This window comes from Bradyrhizobium sp. CCBAU 53421 (genome assembly GCF_015291625.1).
GTDB lineage: Bacteria > Pseudomonadota > Alphaproteobacteria > Rhizobiales > Xanthobacteraceae > Bradyrhizobium.
On record NZ_CP030047.1, the window covers coordinates 289,459 to 308,517 of the forward strand.

The window sequence follows — 19,059 nt, forward strand, 5'->3', positions numbered from 1 at the left end:
AATGGCGATGATTGGGTTGAAATCCTGTCTCCCCGTCATCCTGAGGTGCGAGCGCAGCGAGCCTCGAAGGATGCACGGCCCGGCTAGTGGCCGTCGACCCTTCGAGACGCCGCTTCGCGGCTCCTCAGGGTGACGGGTCCGGCAGTTGCGTTGCCGACACCCCGCCCTACAGCGGCAGTTCCGGCTCGCGGCGGGCGTTGCGGCGGGCGTTGGTGGCGGTGGCCGAGGTCGAGGAGCGCATGAAGCTCCAGCGGATGGTGGCGGCCTGCCTGGCGTCCTGCCGGATCACGATCTGCGAGGTGCGGCGCGGGCCGTCATTGCCGGCCAGGAACACGCTGTCCTCGAGATCGACCTTGTCGTCCATCGCCTCGAAGGTCCAGACGTCGCGGTTGGGCAGCACCAGCATGACGCCGCGGGCATCCGACAGCCGGCTCGCCTTCACCGAGGGGTGCAAATGGAAGCGCAGCGCGAAGTCGGCCTCGCTGCCTTTGATGCGGCCGCCGGGCGCCGGCGTCAGCTGGTCCTCGCCCTCGAGCCGGGTGCCGTCCTGGGAGACCATCAGCACGCGGCGGTGGATCACGCCGAAGCGCGAGAGATAGCCGTCATGCGAGGCGGTCAGCACATCGCCGCCGGAAACGGCTTCGCGGTAGCTCTCGACATTGCTCGGGCCGCTGGTGATCGGCGCGCCGCGCAAAAGCCGCTTCATCGCCGACAGCTCGACGAACTGGCACGACGAGGTGTCGCGGTAGGTCAGCGTCGAATGCGCCGCGGTGGAACGCGCGAACGGCCGCCAATTGTCGCGCCCGGTGTTCGGCATGCCGCAATTGACGACGATGCGGCTCACCCCGGAGGAGAGCTCGAACGACAGGCAGCCGGCATGCGCATCCTGGCTGACGCTGGCCGGCGGCGGCGGACCGGTGTCGATGATCAGCGTCATGTTGCCGGCATCGAGCCGCTGGAAGCCGGTATGCGGCATGCTCGCCATCGGCACGCCGCGGGTGTCGTCATAGGCGAGCAGCGTCGCGACCAGATCGGACGGCGCGGTCGACATGCCGTTGAACAGCGCGAAGCTGCCGTCGCCGTGCCGGAAGAAGCGCAGCATCGGCATCATGCGGTCGATCGCGTTGAGCAGCGCCGGCGGCGGCGCGATGTTGCGCGCGGCAAAGGTTTGCCGCAGCGGCAAGAGATCGCTGAGCAGCTCAACCAGCGCGCCGGGATTGCGCGAGATATGGCCGCCATCGGGCAGGATCTGGCGCTGCAATTCGTCAGAAAGCCTGCGCGTGGCGGATTTGATGTTGCGCGCCTGGTTGGCGAGGCAGAGCGAGGCGTAGCACAGCGCGATCAACACCTGCAGGCGCGGCACGCCGTCATTGTCGAGCGTCGCGTGGCGCAGATAGCGGATCTCGCGCGCCAGCCCGCGCAGATATTTGCGGTAGAATTTTCCGTCGGTGTCGCCGAGCACCAATGGCGCCTGCGACAGCAGCGAGATCACGCGCCGTGCGCGCACGTCGGCGCGGCGCTCCAGCGGCCGCTTGCGCGCCTGGTTGGAGATCCAGTCGTCGACCAGCGAACGGGCATTGGCGCGGGTCAGCGCGGTGTCGGCGGCGCGCAGATGGCGCAGCCAGCCGAAGCCAAGCAGGGCGGCTTCCCAATCCTCCGACGGCGGTTCGAGATCGAAGATCGAGCGGCCGTGGCAGGTGACGATCTTGCCGGCGAACACGAATCGCCCGGCATAGATCTCGGCGGCGCGGGTGGCGTCGGCGGTTCGCAGGTCGTGCGGCGCGATGATCAGCCGGTCGGTGCGGCCGGGCCAGAGCCGCGACAGCGCAACCGTGCTTCCGCTCGCGCGTGCCATTATGCTGCGCGCAAAGCGGCCAGCAATCAGCGTCGAGATGCGTCTGCTTTGAGCGACCGACACGCCTAACCTTGCGGGGAGGGAATTTTCAACGAATCCTTATTTAATCCGGAAACGCGGCCAAGACACCTTCTTGATATTCAAGACACCCTCTTGATACCGCACGAATCACTTCGAGCTTAGAAGACTGAAGTTTAAAATCAGGATTTGACCAGCCGGGCGGCGTAAAAACCGTCCAGCCCGCCCAGCCGCGGGTCGGCGTTGGGCAAATGGCTGGGCAGGGTGCGCAAATCGCCGTCGGCGGTAATGGTGTCGTCGAGGCCGGCGACCTCGCTTGTCGCGACCGGCGCACGGCGCAGGCCTGATTCGCTCGCCAGCAGCGCGGCAATCGCGTGCTCGCCTTCCTCGGGCTCCAGCGAACAGGTGCAGTAGACCAGCGTGCCGCCGGGCTTCAGCAGATGGATGGCCTTTTGCAGCAGCCGCTTCTGCAGCGCCGCCAGCGCGGCGATGTCGCCTTCCTGGCGCAGCCAGGCGACGTCGGGATGGCGGCGGATGGTTCCCGTCGAGGTGCAGGGCGCATCGACCAGGATACCGTCAAAGCTTCCGGCCTCCGCGGGCCATTCGGCGGCGTCGGCGACGACGGTCTCGGCTTGCAGCGCCAGCCGCGTGAGATTGTCGCGCAGCCGCGCCACCCGCGCCGGCGAGCGGTCGACCGCGGTGACCTGCGCGCCGGCCAGCGCCAGCTGGGCGGTCTTGCCGCCGGGCGCGGCGCAGAGATCGGCGACCCGCTTGTCCTTGACGTCGCCGAACAGCCGCACCGGCAGCGCGGCGGCTGCGTCCTGCACCCACCATTGGCCTTCGGCAAAGCCCGGCAGCATCGTGACGGAACCCTGCAGCAGCGTGCGCACGGTTCCCGTCGGCAGTATCTCGCCGTGCAAGCGGCTCGCCCATTGCGGCGCGTCGGACTTCACCGTGAGATCGAGCGACGGTTCGTGGCCGAGCGCCAGCGCCATCTCGCGCGTAGTGGCTTCACCGTAATGCGCATTCCAGCGCGCCAGCATCCATTGCGGCAGGTCCAGCGTCTGCGTTCCGATCTCGTCGATCAGGCCCTGGCCCTCGCGCGCGCAGCGGCGCAGCACGGCGTTGACGAGGCCGGCATATTTCGCCGCGCGGCGGTCGGACTGCACGAGCCGCACCGACAGATCGACCGCGGCGTGATCGGGCACGTCCATCCAGAGGATCTGCGCGGCGCCGATCAGCAGCGCACTCTGCGCGCGCGGCGCATCGGTCGGCACGCCGCGGTCGAGCAGCCGCGACAGCAGATGGCCGAGCGTGCCGAGCTTGCGCAGGATGGTCGACACCAGCCGGCGCATCAGCGCGCGGTCGCGATCGGCCAGCGATTTCAGGCCGGGATGCGCGCCGGCGCCGTCGAGCTGATCGTCGAGCGTGCGATGCTTGTGCAGCACGCCATCGAGGATGTCGGCCGCGATACGGCGCGCCGCGAGACCGGGGACTTCGGCAGGAACTGCAAATCTTGAAGGGGGCATGAAGCGGAGATATCTCGAAGGTGCTGAGTTACATTCGGCTCATGCCCATCAACTCGAAAACACCTCTGGCATGCGAATATGCCAAATGTAAGAATCGTCTTGCGGAATTCGTGATCGTGATGTCGTCACTGAGCCAACACAGAGATACGGAATTCGCCGGCAGAAAGTTTTGCCGAGAAACGTTCGCCAAGTAGGCCCGCCATGTCTGAGAAATCGCCATCGCCCTCGCCGCCGGAACCCGCGCCGCGCAAGCCGCTGACGCCGGCCGCGGAGCGTGCGCTCGCCGAGGCCGCGGCGCGGCGCAAGGCCGCCGAGGAGCTGGCCGCGAAGGATGCGGCCGCGCGGCCGAAGGAATTCCAGGGCCCGAAGGGGCCGGAACCGACGCGCTACGGCGATTGGGAGACCAAGGGCATCGCCTCGGACTTCTGAGAGTCTTGCCTGGGGGCTCGACTCAAGCCAGTCTGGGAATATGTCCCCATATGAGAGAATAAATCCTTATCGTGGGACGGGACGTCCGCCCTTCCGCCGCTCGCCTTGGGGCCGCCGCGTCTCGGCGGCGCTGCCCTGGGTGTTCGTGCTCGGCATCGCCGTCGGCAGCACATTGCCGATCCGCCAATATGTGCCTCAATGGATGCCCTTGCCGTCGCACTGGTCGTTGAACCGGTCGCGCGATGCCGAAATGATCTGGCAGCGAGCCGGCACGCCTGACGCTCGCCATGCTGTCGATGTCGTCAGGACCATCGATGGCGACACGTTCGAGGCGCGGGTGCATCTCGCGCCGGGCCCCGATTTTTACACGCGGGTCCGGCTGCGTGGCATCGATGCGCCGGAGCTGAAGGCGTCCTGTGCGCGCGAATTGCAAATGGCGCAGGCGGCGACGGTGGCGCTGCGCGATCTGCTCGGCCAGGGTGATGTCGCGATCTACAATGTCGGTCCCGACAAATATCAGGGACGCGTCGTTGCCGATGTCGCGACCAGGAAGACCGACAATGTCTCGGCTGCGCTGCTCGCGGCCGGTCATGCCCGCGCCTATAATGGCGGGCACCGCTTCGGCTGGTGCGGAACTTTTGCGCGGTAGAGCATGATCCGGAAAAGTGCGAAGCGGTTTTCCGAAGAGATCATGCCAAAGCAAGAATCTAAAGCGCGATGACGATTCAACCCAATCTCATCGCGCTTTAAGCGTCATCGGCGTGAAGGCGCAGGACAGCCAAACAAAAAGCCGCGCAGTGGCGCGGCTTTTCTTTCGGCGCAGTGCTCTGCGCGATCAGCGGGTGACGACGACAGTCGTGCCGACCGAGACGCGCGAGTAGAGGTCGGTGATGTCAGTGTTCAGCATGCGGATGCAGCCGTAGGAGACGAAGCCGCCGACCGAACCGGGCACGTTGGTGCCGTGGATGGCGTATTCGCCGCCGGCTAGCGTCATCGCGGCGACGCCCATCGGGTTACGCGGCGAGCCGCCGGCGATCACGTCCGGGATACTCGGCTTGTCGCGCTTGACCTCGGCGGGCGGCGACCAGGCCGGGTTGCGGTATTTGCCGTCGATCTTGGTGGTGCCGGCCCATTGCTTGCCGGACTTGCCGACGCCGACCGGGTAACGCATCGCGTGGCCGGAATCGAGAATGAGATAGAGCCGCCGTTCGTTGGTCTTCACCACGATGGTGCCCGGCTCATAATTGTCGGCGTGGATTCCGACCATTTCCGGCCGCGCTTCGGCCGTCTGCGACATCACAACAACGGCACCAAGGGTGGCAGCGAACGCCACCGCAAACTTCATCGACATCAAACTCTCCACTTCCCAACAGCTCCGGTGAGGGAGCCAAAAACGAAGGTGCAGAGCCCTGAAAAAACCCGGGCCCGCCGGTCTCACGCACGCAATATTAACCGCGTGTCTTAACCGGGTGGTTTCACACCGGCCGCGAGACACGTCCTGATGGCGGGCAGAAGAGGAAAAGTTCGGATTAAAGTAAATGACCTGAAAACAACACTTGGTCACAAACACGCCGCAATGGCGCCGCGCCTCTGACAATCCCGTGAAAGGGCCGCGCTGGGCGTTTTTTGAGCGAAGCCTGTCCCGCCGGTGATGCGGGATGGATGCCGGTTCGCGCGAGAAAGCGTGGGCAAGCGAAAGGCCGCGGCGGAGATCGCGCGCGGCCCTTCTTCAACGTCCCGATATTGCCGTTGCCGGATTACTTCTTGTTCTGCCGGTTCTGCACGAGGTCGTCGACCACGGCCGGATCGGCCAGGGTCGAGGTGTCGCCGAGGCTCGACGGTTCGTCCTCGGCGATCTTGCGCAGGATGCGGCGCATGATCTTGCCGGAGCGCGTTTTCGGCAGGCCTGGCGCGAACTGGATGAGGTCCGGCGAGGCGATCGGGCCGATGTCCTTGCGGACCCAGGCGACCAGCTCCTTGCGCAAGGCTTCGGTCGGCTCGGTGCCCTTCATCAGCGTGACATAGGCGTAGATGCCCTGGCCCTTGATGTCGTGCGGGTAGCCGACGACGGCGGCTTCCGACACCGCCTCATGCGCCACCAGCGAGCTCTCGACCTCGGCGGTGCCCATGCGGTGGCCGGAGACGTTGATGACGTCGTCGACGCGGCCGGTGATCCAGTAATAGCCGTCGGCATCGCGCCGGCAGCCGTCGCCGGTGAAGTACTTGTTCTTGTAGGTCGAGAAATAGGTCTGCTCGAACCGCGCATGGTCGCCGTAGACCGTGCGCATCTGGCCCGGCCATGACTTGGTCAGGCAGAGATTGCCCGAGGTCTCGCCCTCCAGCGTCTTGCCGTCGGCATCGACGATTTCAGGCACCACGCCGAAGAACGGCCGCGTCGCCGATCCCGGCTTCAGCTTGGTCGCGCCGGGCAGCGGCGTGATCAGGATGCCGCCGGTCTCGGTCTGCCACCAGGTGTCGACAATCGGGCAGCGGTCGTCACCGACCACGCGGTAGTACCACTCCCAGGCTTCCGGATTGATCGGCTCGCCGACCGAGCCGAGCAGGCGCAGCGATTTGCGCGAGGTCTTCTTCACCGGCTCGTCGCCGCCCTGCATCAGCGCGCGGATCGCGGTCGGCGCGGTGTAGAAGATGTTGACCTTGTGCTTGTCGACGACGTTCCAGAAGCGCGAATTGTCCGGGTAGTTCGGCACGCCTTCGAACATCAGCGTGGTCGCGCCGTTGGCGAGCGGCCCATAGAGGATGTAGCTGTGGCCGGTGACCCAGCCGACGTCGGCGGTGCACCAGTAGACGTCGCCGTCGTGGTAGTCGAACACGTATTGATGCGTCATCGACGCGAATACGAGATAGCCGGCCGAGGTGTGCAGCACGCCCTTCGGTGTACCGGTCGAGCCCGAGGTGTAGAGGATGAACAGCGGGTCTTCGGCATGCATGTGCTCGGCCGGGCATTCCGTCGTCACCATCTCGGCGGCCTCGTGATACCAGAGGTCGCGGGTCGGGTTCATGTCGATCTTGCCGCCGGTGCGCTTCACCACCACGACCCAATCGACCCCGCCGGTTTTGCCGATCGCGGCATCGACATTGGCCTTCAGCGGCACCTTCTTGCCGCCGCGCAAGCCCTCGTCGGCGGTGATGACCACCTTGGAATCGCAATCCTTGATGCGTTGGGCGAGGCTGTCCGGCGAGAAGCCGCCGAACACCACCGAATGGATCGCGCCGATCCGTGCGCAGGCCAGCATGGCGTAGGCCGCTTCCGGAATCATCGGCAGATAGATCGTGACGCGGTCGCCCTTCTTGACGTTTCGGGTGCGCAGGATGTTGGCCATCTTGCAGACTTCGTCATGCAGCTGGCGGTAGGTGATGTGCTTGGACTCGGAAGGGTCGTCGCCCTCCCAGATGATCGCGGTCTGGTCGCCGCGCTTCTCGAGATGGCGGTCGATGCAATTCCAGGCGACGTTCAGCACGCCGTCCTCGAACCATTTGATCGAGATGTTGCCGGGCGCGAAGGAGACGTTCTCGACCTTGGTGTAGGGCTTGATCCAGTCGATCCGCTTGCCGTGCTCGGCCCAGAAGCCGTTCGGGTCCTTGACCGAGTGCGCGTACATCTCGCGATATTTGGCGTCGTTGACATAAGCGCGCTTGGCCCAGTCGGCCGGCACGTCATAGATCTTCTCGGACATCATTTTCCTCCACTCATTGCCGATCGCAAACGTCGCGACGGCAAGCCGCCTTGATCATTGCCGCGATTATGCGTTGCCGCATTCCGGCCCGGCAAGGAAAAAGGACTGTCACTTTCGTCGCGTCGAAGCCGCCGGATATCCCGCCGGCTCCTGCATTTGATGGGACGATTTACCGTGCCTCATTGACGATGGAAACCTATGCTCCATCGTCCGCTCCGGGTCACTGGTCTCTTGGTCGTAGTGATGTCGCTCCGTGAGCTGTCGGTCAGCCATCGCAACGACGATGCGCTGGTGCCGATCCTGATGGATGGCGCCACGCACGTTTGAGTAGACTATCGGGCGTCGCCGCAATGATCTGCGTCAACATTGGTTCTTCGGCGATTTGCGTGACCCGATGGTTCGCCGGCAAGAAGCGCGTCGGAGCGATGCCTGTGGTGACGCAATAGAGCCTGCCGGCAAGCCGTTCGGTCAGTCGATGAATCCCTCGAGATACGACCGTGTGCGGTCGGGGAGCAGCGCAAGAAAGGGCACCATCTCTGACCTGTTCGGCCGCGGCAGATCGTCCGGGTCGGCCCATCGGGATGCGGTTCCCGGACCGTGCTCGCGTCATTTTGAGCGATCCCGGAGAGGTCGAAATCACGGTTAGCGGGCGAATGGCACCCATGAAAGGTATTTAGGAACCTTCTGTAACCGATTCGCGACTCGCAATGTCGGTCCCGACGCCCTAAATCGCCAATCCGAGGCCGGACGGCCCCACCGGAACGAAGCCCGAAGCAACGGCATTACCGGGAGAACAGCGGAACAAGGCGTCTTGGGAAGTATGATGGATCAGCAGAACATCGCGGCTGTGCGGCCCATGTCCGCCGATCCCGCTGTCGCCCTGGCGAAGGCGCTAGGCCAATGGCCCAAGCCGCCGCAGGCAAAGCCGCCCAGGATCAAACTCGACGCCCCCGCCGCCATCAAGACCTCCGTTGAGGAGCTGGCGCGCGACCTCGGCCTGCGGCTCGGCGATCAGAACGAGCTGACCATCCGCCGCATCAAGCGTGGCAAGAGTTATTCATTCGTTCGCGCCAACGGCTCGCACGTTCGGGATGCCCGTACGATCCGCCGGCTGCACGCGATGGCGATGCCGCCGGCCTATCGTCAGGTCCGCTACTCCACCGATCCGAATACGCATTTGCAGGCAGTTGGCCTCGATGCCGCGGGCCGGTTGCAATACCGCTATCACGCCGACTGGGAGAAGGTCCGCGAGCAGCGCAAGGCGCATCGCCTGGGCAAGCTGGTCGCAGCGCTGCCGAAGATCCGGCGCAAGGTCTCGGCGTTTTTGTCCGGCGACGAGCCGACGCGCGAATTCGCGCTGTCGGCGGTGATCGAGCTGATCGCGCGCACCGCGATCCGGCCCGGCAACGAATCCTATGCCCGCCTCAACGGCACCCGCGGCGCCACCACGCTTCTGAAGTCCAACGTCACGCTGGAAGATGATTCTCTCGTGCTGACCTTCAAGGCGAAGGGCGGCAAGGCCGTGCGCAAGGAATGCGACGCGGCCAAGCTGGTGCGCGCGATCGGCATTCTGCGCGGCGTGCCGGGCAAGCGCATGTTCCAGTACTACGACCGCTCCGGCGTCGTCCGCGCCGCCTCGACCACGGCGGTGAACGCGTTCCTGCGCGAGCTCGCCGGCATCAAGATCTCGCTGAAGGATTTCCGTACCCTGATGGCGTCGGCCGTCGTCGTCGAATCGCTGTCGCGGATCACGCCGGCCGCCAGCCAGCGCGGCCGCAAGCGCCAGGTGCTGGACGCGATCCGCGCCGCCGCCGACCAACTCTCCAACACGCCGGCGATCTGCCGCAAGAGCTACGTTCACGACACCATCGTCACCGCGTTCGAGGACGGCATCCTCGAACGCTTCGCCGCGACGATGGGCGGTTACCGCACCCAGTCCAAGCGCGAGCAGTTGCTGGCGCAGGTGGTGATGGCGGCCGGGGCGTAACTCTCTGTCGTCCCGGCCAAGCGAAGCGCGAGCCGGGACCCATAACCACGAATGTTGATTGTGGAAACGAGCTGGGGCCCCAGCGCGCTGCCGCTACGCGGGCCTGTGGTTATGGGTCCCTGCTTTCGCAGGGACGACAGCGGTTAAACCCCGCCCATCTTGCAGACGTACTTCCATTCTTCCGCGGTCACCGGCTGCACCGAGAGCCGCGAATATTTCACCAGCGCCATGTCGGCGAGCTTCTTGTCGGCCTTGATCGCGGCCATCGTCACCGGGGTCTTCAGCGGCTTGTCGGCCTTGATGTCGACGCAGACGAACTTGCCGGTCTTGTCGGTCGGATCGGGATAGGCTTCCTTGATGATCTCCGCGATGCCGACGATCTCCTTGCCCTCGTTGGAATGATAGAAGAACGCCTTGTCGCCCTTCTTCATGTTGACGAGGTTCTGCCGCGCCGTGAAGTTGCGCACGCCGGTCCAGGCTTCGCCCTTCGCACCCTTGGCGACCTGCTGGTCCCACGACCACGTCGACGGTTCGGATTTCACCAGCCAGTAATTCATCGCAACTCACCCCGTTCACGAGCGTCCATTGCGCGGCAATCTACAGGCAGCCGGATGCCCGCGACAAGCGCGGGCATCCGATCCAAAGCGTTTTCGAGCGAAGTGGATGCCGGTTCGCGTGAAGAAAACGCGTCAAACGAAGAAGCCCAGCACTCACTGCTTCAGATATCGATCGAAGAATTTAGCGATGTCGGTGAAGGCTTCCTTGGTCTCGGGCGCATCGATGTTCATCTGGTACTGCGCGTGGGATTGCCCCTCATAGACGTTGAGATCGGCGATCACGCCGGCGCGCCGCAGTTTGCGATGCGTGCGAACCGTGTTGCTGAGGAACAGGTCGCGCGTGCCCGAGGTCAGGATGGTCGGCGGAAAGCCCCTGAAGTCGCCATAGATCGGCGAAATGTAGGGGTTCTTCAGGCTGGTCCCGTTGGCGTAGAGTTTTGCCGCGCGGCCGAGCCAGCCGTCCCAGGTCACCAGCACATTGTCGACCCACTCGTTGCTCGCGTAGCTGTCGCCGATCTTGTCGATGTCGGACCAGGGCGTACCCGGCGCGATCGCGGCAGGCAGCGGCAGCTTCTCATCCCTCGCGCGCAGCACCATCGCAAGTGTCATCGCGCCGCCGGTCGAGGTGCCGAAGATCGCCAGCCGGTGGCGCTCGTGCGACTTCAGGACTTCCTTCCAGACCGCCATCGCATCGTCCATCGCGGCCGGATAGGGGAAGTCCGGCGGCATCCGGTAGTCGACCGAGATGACCTTGTAGCCGCCGAAGCCAGCCATCATGATGGCTTCCGGCAACGCGGCCTCGCCGGGGCCGAACACGTAGCCGCCGCCGTGGACGTGGATCAGCAGGCGCCGCCGGTTCTCGAGCGCGATCTTGTTCGGCGTCACGATGTAGCAGTGCACGCCGGCAAGTCTGGTTTCCTCGACCTTGACGCCGAGCTTCGCCTTCATCGCCGGGATATTCGCGATGGCTTCCTTGGCGCGGCGATCGATCAACTCCTTCCACTCTGCAGGGGTCTTCGGGTCGGCGTTGAAATGCGGCGGGTAGGGCGTGCCGATCATCGCCTGCATGTCCGGGGAGACCTCGGCGGAGGGATTGCCGATCGATTTGAGCGGGGCGACCCGCTTGCCATCTTCGGCGTTCGCCGCGGCCTCGCGCTTGGCGAGCTCGTCGTATGAGGCTGCGGTCTGGGCGCGGGCGGTGGCGCAAGAGGTGGCGACGGCGAGTGCAAGGCTGATCGAGAGGAGGCTGATCGAGAGGAGGCTGAGCGAAACGATGGCGCGTTGCGGTTGACGCATGTGTTTTTCCCTTGGGATCCGCCTTTCGATGGTTCGACCGGGATCCGACGGTTCGCCGCCACGCTAGTACAGCGTCTTCAGGACGTGAAGGCCGGCCTGCTACCCCGATGCGGGGCCGTTATTCCGACTTCGATTGCGGTGAATTCCGGAATGGTCTGTGCCGCAATCCGGCGATTGTGCCGAAGCGCTTCTTCGTGACATGTGGAGGCTCGTTCACAGGAGATCATATGCTTCTGAATCGCCGGGCCTTCACGGCTTTGACCGTAGCTTCGGTCACCGCGGCGGTGCTGCCGGACCAGGCGCGCGCCGCGGAGCGTTCGTCATTCAAGGCGATCGCCTTCGACGGCTTCCCGATCATCGACCCACGTCCGGTGTTCGCGCGTGTGGAAGAGATGTTTCCAGGCAAGGGTGCCGAGTTGAGCGCCTCCTGGCGCATTCGGCAGTTCGAGTATGGCTGGCTCAGGACCCTTGGCGGTCGCTACACCGATTTCTGGCGCGTCACCGAGGACGCGCTGATCTTCGCAGCCAGGGCAATGAAGATCGAACTGTCATCGGAGCAACGCGACCACCTGATGCAGACGTATCTGGAGCTCAAGGCGTGGCCTGACGCACAGCCCGCGCTGCGGCAGCTTCGTGACGCAGGTGTGCGCATGGCGTTCCTGTCGAATCTCACCGCGCCGATGCTCGATGCCGTCATCAGGAACTCCGGGCTCGAGGGGCTGTTCGAGGCTCATCTGTCGACCGACCGGGTTCAAGCATTCAAGCCCGATACCCGCGCCTACCAGATGGGTGTCGACGCATTCGGGCTGCGCAAGGAGGAGATCGTCTTTGCGGCGTTCGCCGGTTGGGATGTCGCCGGGGCGAAGTGGTTCGGCTATCCGACCTTCTGGGTCAACCGCGCCAACGCGTCAGCCGAGGAGCTCGGCGTCGCGCCTGACGGGATGGGATCGGGATTGAACGATCTCGCCGCCTTTGTGATGGCGCGGTGATCAGCCTTCCGCCTTGAACGGCCGCGTCAGCAGGCCTTCGATCGCGTCATCGATCGTGAGCCGGTCGCCCAGGATCGCGGCGACCGCGTTCGACACCGGCATGTCGACCTTCTGCGCAGCGGCGAGCTCGCACAGCACCGGCGCGGTGAAGGCGCCTTCGGCGAGTTTGCCGACCGGCGCTGCTTCACCGCGGCCGAGCGCGAGGCCGAGCGCGAAATTGCGCGATTGCGCGGTCGAGCAGCTGAGCAGGAGATCGCCCAATCCCGACAGGCCGGCGAGGGTTTCGGTGCGCGCCCCGCAGGCGCGGCCTAATCTTGCGAGTTCGCTGAAGCCGCGCGTGGTCAGTGCCGCGAGCGCGGACGCGCCGAGATTCTTGCCGACGACGATGCCGGCGGCGATCGCCAGCACGTTCTTGGCCGCGCCGCCGATCTCGACGCCGCGCACATCTGACGTGTGATAGGGCCGGAAAGTCGCCGAGCCGAGCGCCTGGACGAGCGCGCGTGCCAGCGCCTCGTCTTTGGTGGCGAGCGTCACGGCCGTCGGCAATCCGCGCGCGACGTCGTCGGCAAAGCTCGGCCCCGACAGGATCGCCGGCACGGCGCGCGGCGCGGCTTCCGCGATCACCTCGGTCATGAATTTGTGCGTGCCGTGCTCGATGCCCTTGGCGCAGGCGATGACAGGCGTGTCGGGTTTGAGGTGTGGCGCCAGATGGCTGACCGCCGCGCGCAAATGCTGCGCCGGGGTTACCGCGAGGACGATGTCCGCGCGCGCCGCAGCCGCAATATCCGGCGTCACGGCGATACCGGGATGCAGCTGGACACCGGCCAGCTTCGGATTGATCCGCGTCGCCTGGATCTGCGCGGCATGCTCGGCATTGCGCGCATAGAGCGTCACCGTGCGTCCGGCGCGCGCCGCGACCTCGGCCAATGCCGTGCCCCAGGCGCCGGCACCGATCACGCTGACTGACATATGCGCGGGCATTTGACCCTCTAGCTCGGCTGCGCTCCCTCGCCCCGCTCTTGCGGGGAGAGGGTTGGGGTGAGGGGCTGTATCCGCAGGCACCGAATGTGCGGTGAGTCCCCCTCACCCGGATCGCATTCCGCTGCGCTGCATGCGATCCGACCTCTCCCCGCAAGCGGGGCGAGGTGAAGGAGTGTCTGCGGCGCACTTCGGAAAAACATCACTCAATATCCGGCGCGGCTGTTGGCGTGGCCGGCCGGCGCCTTGGCGTTGGCATCGAGCAGCCAGCGGGCGCGCGGCGGCGCTTCCAGCGTGTCGGTCATCCCGAGCGCCATCCGCTCGGCACCGGCCCAGGCGATCATCGCGCCATTGTCGGTGCAGAGCGCCGGCGGCGGGATGATCAGCGTGGTCTGCGCTTTCGCCGCGACATCCTGCAGTGCGCTGCGGATGGCATGGTTGGCGGCGACGCCGCCGGCCGCAACCAGCGCGCGCGGCGTGCCGAACCGCTCCTCGAACAAGCGCAAGCCGACGGTCAGCCGATCCGCGGTCGCTTCGAGCACCGCGGCCTGGAAGCTCGCGCAGAGGTCGCTGATGTCCTGCGGTTCCAGCGGCTCCAGCCGGCTCGCTTCATTGCGCACCGCGGTCTTCAATCCCGACAGCGAGAAATTCGCATCGGGACGGCCGAGCATCGGGCGTGGAAACGCAAACCGCGTCGGGTCGCCGCCGGCCGCCGCGCGCTCGACCTCCGGGCCGCCGGGATAGGGCAGCGATAGCATCTTCGCCACCTTGTCGAACGCCTCGCCCATCGCGTCGTCGACGGTGGTGCCGAGCCGGACATATTCGCCGACGCCGACCACGGCGACGATCTGGGTGTGGCCGCCCGAAGCCAGGAACAGGCAATAGGGAAACGCCAGCGCGCAGGTCAGCCGCGGCGTCAGCGCGTGCGCCTCGAGATGGTTCACCGCGATCAGCGGCGTATCGTGCACCATCGCGATCGCCTTGGCGGTGGTGAGACCGACGATCACGCCGCCGATCAGGCCGGGTCCGGCGGCGGCCGCGACCGCCGACAATTGTCCGTAGCCGACACCGGCCTCCTTCATCGCTGACGCGACGATCCCGTCGAGCAGGTCGACATGGGCGCGCGCCGCGATCTCCGGCACCACGCCGCCGAAGCGGGCGTGCTCGTCGGTCTGCGAGCGCACCACGTTGGAGAGGATCCTTGCCTGTCCGTCAGGCTGGCGCTCGACCACGGCGGCTGCGGTTTCATCGCAGGTGGTCTCGATCCCCAGCACCAGCATCGGTGGTTCGTGTCCCAATTTCGGCCCTTGTGCTACCAGCATGATCCGGAGAAGCCGGAACCGGTTTCCGGCAAGATCATGGTCATCAAAAATGTCCCCCTCCGGGGTAGCATTGCGAGGTCTCAAAGTGCAATCGGTCGGCAAGGTCCAAATCGCAAGGCGGGAGGCCTGACGCCGTGACCATCCTTGTCACACGACCGCATCCGGACAGTGAAGCGACGCTCGCGACGCTGCGCCAACGCGGCTTTAAAGCCCTCGCAGCGCCGGTGCTGCGCTTCGAGCCGTTACCGTTCCATGACGACGATGCGGATTATGACGCGATCATCCTGACCAGCGCCAACGCGCCGCGCGCCATCGATCTCGCCGGCAGCCGGCTGTTGCGGCTGCCGCTGTTCGCGGTGGGCGCACACACCGCCGATGCCGCGCGCGCCGCGGGCTTCGACAGGGTGATCGTGGCCAAAGGCGATGCGGTGAGCTTGCGCGATCTCGTGCTGGCGCGGGTCAAGTCCGGAGAGCTGGCGGCGTCAGCCACGCTGCTCTACCTCGCCGGCGCCGACCTGTCGCGCGATCTGGCCGGCGAGCTCAGCGAAAAGGGCTTGAGCGTCGTCACCCACACCACCTACCGGATGGCGCCGGTGACCGGCTTCCCGACGGAGGTCGGTGACGCCTTCCTGGCGAACCGGATCACGGCGGTGCTGCATTATTCCCGCCGCAGCGCGCAGGCGTTCCTGGATACGATCCGGGCCGACGGAATCGAGGTTTCGGCGCTCGCGCTGCCGCAATGCTGCATCTCGGCCGCGGTCGCCGCGGTGCTCCATGATGCCGGCGCGACCAAGGTGGTGGTTGCGGCGCGCCCGGACGAAAATGCCCTGCTGGAAGCGCTCAGCCGTGCCCTGCGGCCGTGACTGGAATTAATTCTTTCGTCTGACCATGATGTTAGGCAATGCTCCGATTTTCTGATCGTGCTCTAAGAACCCGGGCCGATTCTGGTAGAATATGCGGCCAGTAGTTTTGAGGACCCTCGCGATGGCTGAAGAAAGGCCCGACGACACAGGACCTTCGCCGGATTCCCGGCCCAAGCGCGCGCCGCCGACCATCGATCTTCAGGCGACCGAGATCTCCAGCGAGCCACCAAGTCCTGCGGGGGGGCCGGAAGCCGGCAACGACACCGACAAGGCGGCGGAAGCGGCGGCGCCCGAGGCGCAGCCCCACCCCGATCCTGCTCCCCACGCAGAGCCGCAGCCCGAGGCCGCATCCGCGGCGTCCGGCGCGGAACCGTCGCGGCCAGTGTCGCCCTGGGTGGTGGCGCCGGTATCTGGCGCGGTCGCGGCCGCGCTGGTGATCGGGGTCGGCTGGCTGCTCGGCTGGCCCGCGGTGCAGCCTGTGTCCGCGCCGCCGCCCGGTGCCGTAACATTGGACGAGCTCGGTACGCGCCTCGCCGCGCTCGAGTCAAAGACGAGCAAGCCTCTCGCTGCGGCCGCCGATCCTGCGGCAACGGCGCGGCTGGAGGCGCTCGACAAATCGATCGCGGCACTGCGCACCGAGCTCGCCGCAACGCGCGCGCAATCCGACAAGCTTGCGGCGGCGGTCAATGACGCGAAGGCCGCGCCGCGCGATGGCGCGGCTGCATCCGACATCTCCGGCATCACGGCGCGCATCGACAAGGTCGAAGGTGCGGTGAAGGCGCAGGGTGCCGCCATCGCCAGGCAGGACGGCAAGATCGCCGACAGCAAGGCCGAGGCGAAGGCAGATGACGTGCCGCTGCGCCGCGTGGTCGCGGCATCGCTGCTCGACGTCGCGGTTCGTCACGGTGATCCCTATGCCTCGTCGCTCGAGGCCGCGAAAGCGATCGCCGATAATCCCGACCTGCTGAAGCCGCTCGACGTCTTCGCCGCGTCAGGCGTACCCAATCCGAATAAACTGTGTCGCGAGCTGATCGAGATCGTGCCGCAACTCGCGCCGCCGCCGCCGGAAGCTGCGTCAGCCAGCGCCGGCCTGGTCGATCGTCTGCAGGCCGGCGCTTCCAAGCTGATCCTGATCGAGCGAACCGATGGCACCGGGACCGACCGCGGCAGCATCGTCGCGCGCGTGACATCGGCCGCCGTGCATAATGATCTCGCATTGACCGAGCGCGAATTGAAGTCGTTGCCGCCGGCTGATCGCACCGCGGCGCAAGCCTGGCTCGCCAAGGTGGACGCGCGCCGCGCCGCGCTCGACGCGTCGCGCAAATTTGCCGACAACGCCATGGCGGCGCTCGCCACCGTCAACCAGTAAGTCTTTGCAATAGGTTCTTGATGATCCGGATCATTCTGTTCCTGCTGCTGATCGCCCTCGCCGCAGCGGGTGCGGCCTGGTTGGCCGATCAGCCCGGCGATCTCGTGCTGAACTGGGGCGGTCTGCGCCTGACGTCGAAGCAGCCGATGTATCTGCTCGGCCTCGTCATCGTCGTCGCGATGGTCGCAGGCGTGATCCTGCGCGGCCTGTGGAAGATCCCCGGACACATCCGCCGCGGCCGGCGCGAACGACGCCACGCGCGTGGCCGTCACGCCATCACGCAAGGCCTGCTCGCGATCGGGCATGGTGATTCGTCGGCGGCGCGCGCGCATGCCGAAGTGGCGCGGCGCCACGCCGGAGGCGATCCGCTGGCGCTGTTGCTGCACGCACAATCGGCGCAGCTCGACGGCGATCGCGACGGCGCGCAGCGCGCCTTCCGCGCCATGGCCGAGCGCCCCGATACGCGGCTGCTCGGCTTGCGCGGCCTGTTCATCGAGGCGCAGCGTGCCGACGATCCGGTGGCGGCGGTGATGATTGCCGAGGAAGCGCTGAAGATGTCGCCGTCCTCGTCATGGGCTTCGCATGCGGTGCTCGGCTTCTGCTGCGCCAAGGGCGACTGGGCCGGCGCGCTCTCGATCATCGACAACAACCAGGCCGCCGGGTTGATCGACAAGGCGACCTACCGGCGGCAGCGCGGCGTGCTGCTGACGGCGCGTGCGCTGGAGTTCGAGACCGTCGATCGCGACCTGTCGCGCTCGAGCGCGATGGAGGCGCTCAAGCTGGCGCCGACGCTGATCCCGGCCGCGGTGCTTGCCGCCAGGTTCGAGAGCGAGGCGCATCAGGTGCGCCGTTCGATGCGCATCGTCGAGACCGCGTGGCTGGCGCAACCGCATCCCGATCTCGCCGATGCCTATTCGCATGTGCGGCTCGGCGATTCCGCGCGCCAGCGCCTGGTGCGCGTCGAGACGCTGGCGGCGAAAACGCCTGGCCATATCGAAGGCGCGCTGGCGATCGCGCGCGCCGCGATCGATGCCGCCGAATTCGCCAAGGCGCGTGCGGCGCTGGAGCCGTTTGTCGCGGCGCCGACGCAGCGCGTCGCGCTATTGATGGCGGAGGTCGAACGCACCGAGCATGGCGACAGCGGCCGGGCGCGGGCCTGGACCTTGCGCGCGGTGCGCGCGCTGCACGATCCGGTGTGGACCGCGGACGGCTATGTCTCGGACCGATGGCGTCCGGTGTCGCCGGTCACCGGCCGTCTCGACGCCTTCCAGTGGCAGACGCCGGTGGCGGCGCTGCCCTCCGACAAGGGCCATGCGATCGAGCCCTCGCCGTTCGAGGAGGCGATGCTGGCGCCGCGGCGGGTCGAGCCGCCCAAGGCGGTGGCCAGCGAGCCCGAGGTGGCGGAGCCGGTCGAGGCCAGGGTTGAGGTCAAGTCCGTCGAGCCGGCCGCGCCGCCGGTGCAGGATAACGCCCCGCTCCCGGCGACCATTGAGGCCGACCCGGCCCCAGTTCCGGCCGACCCGCCCGCGCCGGAGCCGGCCCCGCCGCCGGCCGCCGAATCGGCTCCCCCGGCGCCGGCCCCCCTGTTCCGTTCGAGGTCCGACCTGCCCAAGGCGGCCCCTGCGCCGATTCCGGCCGTGATCCCCATCGTCCGGGCCCCCGACGACCCCGGGGTCGACGAGGACGGCGCCGTGGACGAATTTGCGGAACAAATCGGCCCGCCCAAGGCCCAGATCGGCGGTTGGCGCGGATTTCTGTCACGTTTGGGAAGCTAATTCGCGGTTAGATAACCGGTGTGCGGTTAAATAACCGCGCCATCCTTGCCAATCGGGGTCATGCCCGATATCAGGTGGCGCGAATTGTCAGGCCGTCGCCGAACGGTTCGCCGCAATAGCTCAGTTGGTAGAGCACGTCATTCGTAATGACGGGGTCGGGGGTTCGAGTCCCTCTTGCGGCACCACCGCTCAGGACCATCTTTCGCCTCGATGCGCAGGTGAGCTTTGCTCGCCTGGATTCTCGGGCGGCACAATCTGCATATGAGCGCAATCGCAACCGCGCCGCCTGTTGCGGGCCCGACTGCTGTTGGCGACTGGCGCCGCCACCCGATGCGTCAACGCACCGCACAACCCCGGCGGGAGACGCGAAAACACCAAGAAAACGCCACCAAGC

General features: G+C 66.3%; 16 protein-coding genes and 1 tRNA gene. 9 read left to right on the forward strand and 8 right to left on the reverse strand.

Annotated elements, in window-relative coordinates; all coding sequences use genetic code 11:
* Positions 1–166 precede the first annotated feature (166 nt).
* Both XH92_RS01385 and XH92_RS01390 read right to left on the reverse strand, forming a co-directional pair.
* Positions 167–1,918 carry a heparinase II/III family protein gene (locus XH92_RS01385; RefSeq protein WP_194457638.1) on the reverse strand — a complete coding sequence of 584 codons (1,752 nt, stop codon included), beginning with the start codon at positions 1,916–1,918 and terminating at the stop codon, positions 167–169.
* A 137-nt stretch (positions 1,919–2,055) separates the two neighbouring features.
* Complete coding sequence (locus XH92_RS01390; RefSeq protein WP_194457639.1) at positions 2,056–3,402, reverse strand: RsmB/NOP family class I SAM-dependent RNA methyltransferase; 1,347 nt, start codon at positions 3,400–3,402, stop codon at positions 2,056–2,058.
* A gap of 201 nt (positions 3,403–3,603) precedes the next feature.
* Here XH92_RS01390 and XH92_RS01395 point away from each other — a divergent pair, with 201 nt between their 5' ends.
* On the forward strand, positions 3,604–3,831 hold the full coding sequence (locus XH92_RS01395) for a DUF1674 domain-containing protein (protein ID WP_194457640.1): 228 nt from the start codon (positions 3,604–3,606) through the stop codon (positions 3,829–3,831).
* A 40-nt stretch (positions 3,832–3,871) separates the two neighbouring features.
* Positions 3,872–4,480, forward strand: coding sequence for a thermonuclease family protein (locus XH92_RS01400; protein WP_194457641.1), 609 nt, complete (start codon positions 3,872–3,874; stop codon positions 4,478–4,480).
* A gap of 186 nt (positions 4,481–4,666) precedes the next feature.
* On the opposite strand, the gene XH92_RS01405 is transcribed toward XH92_RS01400, so the two are convergent.
* Both XH92_RS01405 and acs read right to left on the reverse strand, forming a co-directional pair.
* Positions 4,667–5,182 carry a L,D-transpeptidase gene (locus XH92_RS01405; protein WP_074130831.1) on the reverse strand — a complete coding sequence of 172 codons (516 nt, stop codon included), beginning with the start codon at positions 5,180–5,182 and terminating at the stop codon, positions 4,667–4,669.
* Between the two features lie 406 nt (positions 5,183–5,588).
* The gene (gene acs / locus XH92_RS01410; protein ID WP_194457642.1) at positions 5,589–7,529 is read right to left on the reverse strand and encodes an acetate--CoA ligase; all 1,941 of its coding nucleotides are present in this window, start codon (positions 7,527–7,529) and stop codon (positions 5,589–5,591) included.
* 198 nt (positions 7,530–7,727) lie between these two features.
* On the opposite strand from acs, the gene XH92_RS43560 reads away from it, so the two are divergent.
* Both XH92_RS43560 and XH92_RS01415 read left to right on the forward strand, forming a co-directional pair.
* On the forward strand, positions 7,728–7,856 hold the full coding sequence (locus XH92_RS43560; RefSeq protein ID WP_256437550.1) for a hypothetical protein: 129 nt from the start codon (positions 7,728–7,730) through the stop codon (positions 7,854–7,856).
* A 493-nt stretch (positions 7,857–8,349) separates the two neighbouring features.
* Complete coding sequence (locus XH92_RS01415; protein WP_194461056.1) at positions 8,350–9,516, forward strand: DNA topoisomerase IB; 1,167 nt, start codon at positions 8,350–8,352, stop codon at positions 9,514–9,516.
* A 143-nt stretch (positions 9,517–9,659) separates the two neighbouring features.
* Here XH92_RS01415 and XH92_RS01420 read toward each other — a convergent pair whose 3' ends face one another.
* A complete protein-coding gene (locus XH92_RS01420; protein ID WP_194457643.1) occupies positions 9,660–10,073 on the reverse strand; it encodes an EVE domain-containing protein in 414 nt (137 codons plus the stop codon).
* Positions 10,074–10,226: 153 nt separating this feature from the next.
* A complete protein-coding gene (locus tag XH92_RS01425; protein ID WP_194457644.1) occupies positions 10,227–11,369 on the reverse strand; it encodes an alpha/beta hydrolase in 1,143 nt (380 codons plus the stop codon).
* Positions 11,370–11,596: 227 nt separating this feature from the next.
* Between XH92_RS01425 and XH92_RS01430 the strand changes: the two genes are divergently transcribed.
* Positions 11,597–12,358 carry a haloacid dehalogenase type II gene (locus XH92_RS01430; protein WP_194457645.1) on the forward strand — a complete coding sequence of 254 codons (762 nt, stop codon included), beginning with the start codon at positions 11,597–11,599 and terminating at the stop codon, positions 12,356–12,358.
* Here XH92_RS01430 and XH92_RS01435 read toward each other — a convergent pair whose 3' ends face one another.
* On the reverse strand, positions 12,359–13,339 hold the full coding sequence (locus XH92_RS01435) for an NAD(P)H-dependent glycerol-3-phosphate dehydrogenase (RefSeq protein ID WP_194457646.1): 981 nt from the start codon (positions 13,337–13,339) through the stop codon (positions 12,359–12,361).
* Between the two features lie 203 nt (positions 13,340–13,542).
* Positions 13,543–14,616, reverse strand: a complete 1,074-nt coding sequence (gene tsaD / locus XH92_RS01440; RefSeq protein WP_194457647.1) for a tRNA (adenosine(37)-N6)-threonylcarbamoyltransferase complex transferase subunit TsaD — start codon at positions 14,614–14,616, stop codon at positions 13,543–13,545.
* Between the two features lie 176 nt (positions 14,617–14,792).
* Here tsaD and XH92_RS01445 point away from each other — a divergent pair, with 176 nt between their 5' ends.
* From XH92_RS01445 to XH92_RS01460, 4 genes are all read left to right on the forward strand, one after another.
* Positions 14,793–15,521: a uroporphyrinogen-III synthase gene (locus XH92_RS01445; protein ID WP_194457648.1), complete on the forward strand. Its 729-nt coding sequence runs from the start codon at positions 14,793–14,795 to the stop codon at positions 15,519–15,521.
* A gap of 121 nt (positions 15,522–15,642) precedes the next feature.
* The gene (locus tag XH92_RS01450; RefSeq protein WP_194457649.1) at positions 15,643–16,890 is read left to right on the forward strand and encodes a COG4223 family protein; all 1,248 of its coding nucleotides are present in this window, start codon (positions 15,643–15,645) and stop codon (positions 16,888–16,890) included.
* A gap of 20 nt (positions 16,891–16,910) precedes the next feature.
* The gene (locus XH92_RS01455) at positions 16,911–18,665 is read left to right on the forward strand and encodes a heme biosynthesis protein HemY (RefSeq protein ID WP_194457650.1); all 1,755 of its coding nucleotides are present in this window, start codon (positions 16,911–16,913) and stop codon (positions 18,663–18,665) included.
* A 109-nt stretch (positions 18,666–18,774) separates the two neighbouring features.
* Positions 18,775–18,850, forward strand: a tRNA-Thr gene (locus XH92_RS01460).
* Positions 18,851–19,059: the final 209 nt, after the last annotated feature.